At 60.4% G+C, this 4,832-nt stretch carries 1 protein-coding gene; it reads left to right on the top strand.

Features of this window, described 5'->3' with window-relative positions:
• Positions 1-4,832 (top strand): immunoglobulin-like domain-containing protein (locus tag ABIB24_RS26670; protein ID WP_354317714.1); only part of this gene is annotated, 4,832 nt, incomplete at both ends.

Genomic DNA, 4,832 nt, shown 5'->3' with positions numbered 1-4,832 from the left:
ACCCTGTCCAACGGCCAGACCATCACCGTCGAAGCCGGCAAGACCCAGGGCAGCGTTGACTTCCAGACCCCGGCCAACGACGTCTACAACAACGGCTCGACCGTCAGCGTTACCATCGAGGGCGCCACGGGCGGCAACTTTGAGCAGTTGGTGCCGAATCCGACTCCAGCTCAGACCACCATCAACGACTCGGTCGACACCACCACCGCGACCCTGACGGCGAACCCGTCGGTGACCGAAGGTGGCGTCATCACCTACACCGTGACCCTGAGCAATCCGGCTCAAACCCCGGTGACCGTGACCCTGTCCAACGGCCAGACCATCACCGTCGAAGCCGGTAAAACCCAGGGCAGCGTTGACTTCCAGACCCCGGCCAACGACGTCTACAACAACGGCTCGACCGTCAGCGTTACCATCGAGGGCGCCACGGGCGGCAACTTCGAGCAGTTGATGCCGAACCCGACGCCAGCTTCGACCGTTATCAGCGATAGCATCGATACCGTCACTGTAAGCATCGTCGGCAATGGCAGTGTGACCGAAGACCAGCAGCCTTCCTTCACTGTGAAAGTTAGCCAAGCGCTGGACCGGCCACTGACCGTAACCCTGTCGAACGGTGACACCGTGACCATCGAGGCCGGTAAAACCGAAGTCGAGTACAAGACCTCGGCCCAAGGTGACGATGTCATCAAGGACGCCAGCTCTATCACCCTCAGCGTTACCGACGCCACTGTTTCGGGTGCCACCTTTGAGAAGCTGGCCTTGGGTGGCCCGGCTACCGTTGAAATCTCGGACACCATCAGTGAGGTTGTGGCTAAGCTGACCGCGACCCCTTCGGTCACCGAAGGCGGCGAGATCACCTACACCATCACGCTGACCAACAAAGACGGCCTACCGATCAACAACCACTCGGCGCTGACCTTCACGCTGAGCGATGGCAAGACCGTTATCACGGTCCCGGCCAACGGCACGACTGGTTCGGTCACCGTGACCGCTCCGGACAACGTCTACGTCGGCAGCAATACCCCTGTGGTTCAGTCGATCGCGACCGTTGCTGGCGCGGACGTCGGCAAGTTCGAGCAGCTGACCCTGGACAAGACTCCGGTCAGCACCACCGTCACCGACGAGCCGGGTACCCCAGGCAACGAAGGCGACCTGGTACAGGTCACCATCACCGCCGACCAGACTTCGGTAGCCGAGAACGTCAAGCCGACCTTCACCGTGCATATCAACCAGGCGCTGGCCCATGACCTGGTCGTGACCCTGAGCAACAATGCCCAGGTCACCATCAAGGCAGGGGAAACCAGCGCCCCGTACACCCATGCTGCACAGGGCGATGACGTCTACAACGACGCCGGCCAGATCAGCCTGGGCATCAAGTCCGCCGTGGACGTTGATGGTCGTACCTTCGAGAACCTGCAACTGGGCGGCAACGCCTCGGTTCAGGTGACCGACACCACCGACGAAGTGGTGGCCAAGCTGACTGCGACTCCTTCGGTTACCGAAGGTGGCGAGATCACCTACACTGTCACGCTGACCAACAAAGACGGCCTACCGATCAACAACCACTCGGCGCTGACCTTCACGCTGAGCGACGGCAAGACCGTTATCACGGTCCCGGCCAACGGCACGACTGGTTCGGTTACTGTTACTGCCCCGGACAACGTTTACGTCGGCAGCAATACCCCTGTGGTTCAGTCGATCGCGACCGTTGCTGGCACAGATGTGGGCAAGTTCGAGCAGCTGACCCTGGACAAGACTCCGGTCAGCACCACCGTCACCGACGAGCCGGGTACCCCAGGCAACGAAGGCGACCTGGTGCAGGTCACCATCACCGCCGACCAGACTTCGGTAGCCGAGAACGTCAAGCCAACCTTCACCGTGCATATCAATCAGGCGCTGGCCCATGACCTGGTCGTGACCCTGAGCAACAATGCCCAGATCACTATCAAGGCAGGGGAAACCAGCGCCCCGTACACCCATGCTGCACAGGGCGATGACGTCTACAACGACGCCGGCCAGATCAGCCTGGGCATCAAGTCCGCCGTGGACGTTGATGGTCGTACCTTCGAGAACCTGCAACTGGGCGGCGACGCCTCGGTTCAGGTGACCGACACCACCGACGAAGTGGTGGCCAAGCTGACTGCGACTCCTTCGGTTACCGAAGGCGGCGAGATCACCTACACCATCACGCTGACCAACAAAGACGGCCTACCGATCAACAACCACTCGGCGCTGACCTTCACGCTGAGCGATGGCAAGACCGTTATCACCGTCCCGGCCAACGGCACGACTGGTTCGGTTACCGTTACTGCCCCGGACAACGTTTACGTCGGTGCTAACGATCCGGTCGTGAAGTCTATCGCCACCGTTGCTGGCGCGGATGTCGGCAAGTTCGAGCAGCTGACCCTGGACAAGACTCCAGTCAGCACTACCGTCACCGACGAGCCGGGTACCCCAGGCAACGAAGGCGACCTGGTACAGGTCACCATCACCGCCGACCAGACTTCGGTAGCCGAGAACGTCAAGCCGACCTTCACCGTGCACATTAACCAGGCACTGGCCCATGATCTGGTCGTGACCCTGAGCAACAACGCCCAGGTCACCATCAAGGCAGGGGAAACCAGCGCCCCGTACACCCATGCTGCACAGGGCGATGACGTCTACAACGACGCCGGCCAGATCAGCCTGGGTATCGAGTCCGCCGTGGACGTTGATGGTCGTACCTTCGAGAACCTGCAACTGGGCGGCAACGCCTCGGTCCAGGTGACCGATACCACCGACGAAGTGGTGGCCAAGCTGACCGCCACCCCTTCGGTTACCGAAGGCGGCGAGATCACCTACACCATCACGCTGACCAACAAAGACGGCCTACCGATCAACAACCACTCGGCGCTGACCTTCACGCTGAGCGATGGCAAGACCGTTATCACCGTCCCGGCCAACGGCACGACTGGTTCGGTTACCGTTACTGCCCCGGACAACGTTTACGTCGGTGCTAACGATCCGGTCGTGAAGTCTATCGCCACCGTTGCTGGCGCGGACGTCGGCAAGTTCGAACAACTGACCCTGGACAAGACTCCAGTCAGCACTACCGTCACCGACGAGCCGGGTACCCCAGGCAACGAAGGCGACCTGGTACAGGTCACCATCACCGCCGACCAGACTTCGGTAGCCGAGAACGTCAAGCCGACCTTCACCTTGCATATCAATCAGGCGCTGGCCCATGACCTGGTTGTGACCCTGAGCAACAATGCCCAGGTCACCATCAAGGCAGGGGAAACCAGCGCAGCGTACGAGCATGCGGCACAGGGCGATGACGTCTATCTGGATAGCGGCGAAATCACCCTCAGCATCACCTCGGCGGTGGATGTCGACGGTCGTCCGTTCGAAAACCTGCAGTTGGGTGGCGCCGCCTCGGTTCAGGTTACTGACACGATCAGCGAAGTTGTGGCCACACTGACTGCAACCGAGACCGTAACCGAAGGTGGCCAGATCACCTACACTGTGACCCTGACCAGCCAAGACGGTCTGCCGATCAGCAACCACTCGGCATTGACCTTCACCCTCAGCGACGGCAAGACCACTATTACCGTGCCGGCCAACGGGACCACGGGTTCGGTCACCGTAACGGCCCCTGACAACGTCTATACCGGTGCGAACGCACCGGTCGAGCAGAGCCTGAAATACGTTAGCGGCGCTGATGCGTGGAAGTTCGAGCACCTGACGCTGAACGAAACCAAGGTCAGCACCGAGGTCACCGACGAGCCTGGTTCGGGTACCCCGGGCACCGGCAACCAGGGTGACGTGGTCAAGGTCACCATCACTGCTGACCAGGCTTCGGTAGCCGAGAACGTCAAACCGAGCTTCACTGTGCATATCAACACTGCACTGGATCATGACCTTGTCGTGACCCTGAGTAACGATGCACAGGTCACCATCAAAGCCGGTCAGACTTCGAGCGAACCTTACGTCCATGTGGCACAGGGTGACGACGTCTATCTGGATAGCGGAGAAATTTCTCTCGGCATCAAGTCGGCGGCGGACATCGACGGTCGTACCTTCGAGAACCTGCAACTGGGAGAGAACGCTTCTGTCAAGGTTGCCGACACAATCGACGAAGTTGTGGCAAAACTGACTGCAACCGAGACTGTCAGCGAAGGTGGACAGATCACCTATACCGTGACTCTGACCAACAAAGATGGTCTGCCGATCAACAGCCACTCGGCACTGACCTTCACCCTGAGCGACGGCAAGACCGTTATCACCGTCCCGGCCAATGGCACGACCGGTTCGGTCACCGTAACCGCCCCGGACAATGTCTATAGCGGTGCGAACGCTCCGGTCGAGCAGAGCTTGAAATACGTCAGTGGCGCTGATGCATGGAAATTCGAACAGCTGACGCTGGACGAAACCAAGGTCAGCACCGAAGTCACCGACGAGCCTGGCTCGGGTATACCGGGCACTGGCAACCAGGGCGACTTGGTGCAGGTCACCATCACCGCCGACCAGACCTCGGTAGCCGAGAACGTCAAACCGACCTTCACCGTGCACATTAACCAGGCACTGGCCCATGATCTGGTCGTGACCCTGAGCAACAACGCCCAGGTCACCATCAAGGCTGGCCAGACCAGTGCGCCGTACGAGCACGCGGCACAGGGCGATGACGTCTACAACGACGCCGGCCAGATCAGTCTGGGTATCAAGTCCGCCGTGGACGTTGATGGTCGTACCTTCGAAAACCTGCAACTGGGCGGCGACGCCTCGGTTCAGGTGACCGACACCACCGACGAAGTGGTGGCCAAGCTGACTGCGACTCCTTCGGTTACCGAAGG

This window comes from Pseudomonas sp. UYEF17 (genome assembly GCF_040546125.1).
Taxonomy (GTDB): Bacteria; Pseudomonadota; Gammaproteobacteria; order Pseudomonadales; family Pseudomonadaceae; genus Aquipseudomonas; species Aquipseudomonas putida_Z.
Note: the sequence above shows the minus strand (reverse complement) of the source record. Positions and strands in the feature narration are given on the sequence as shown.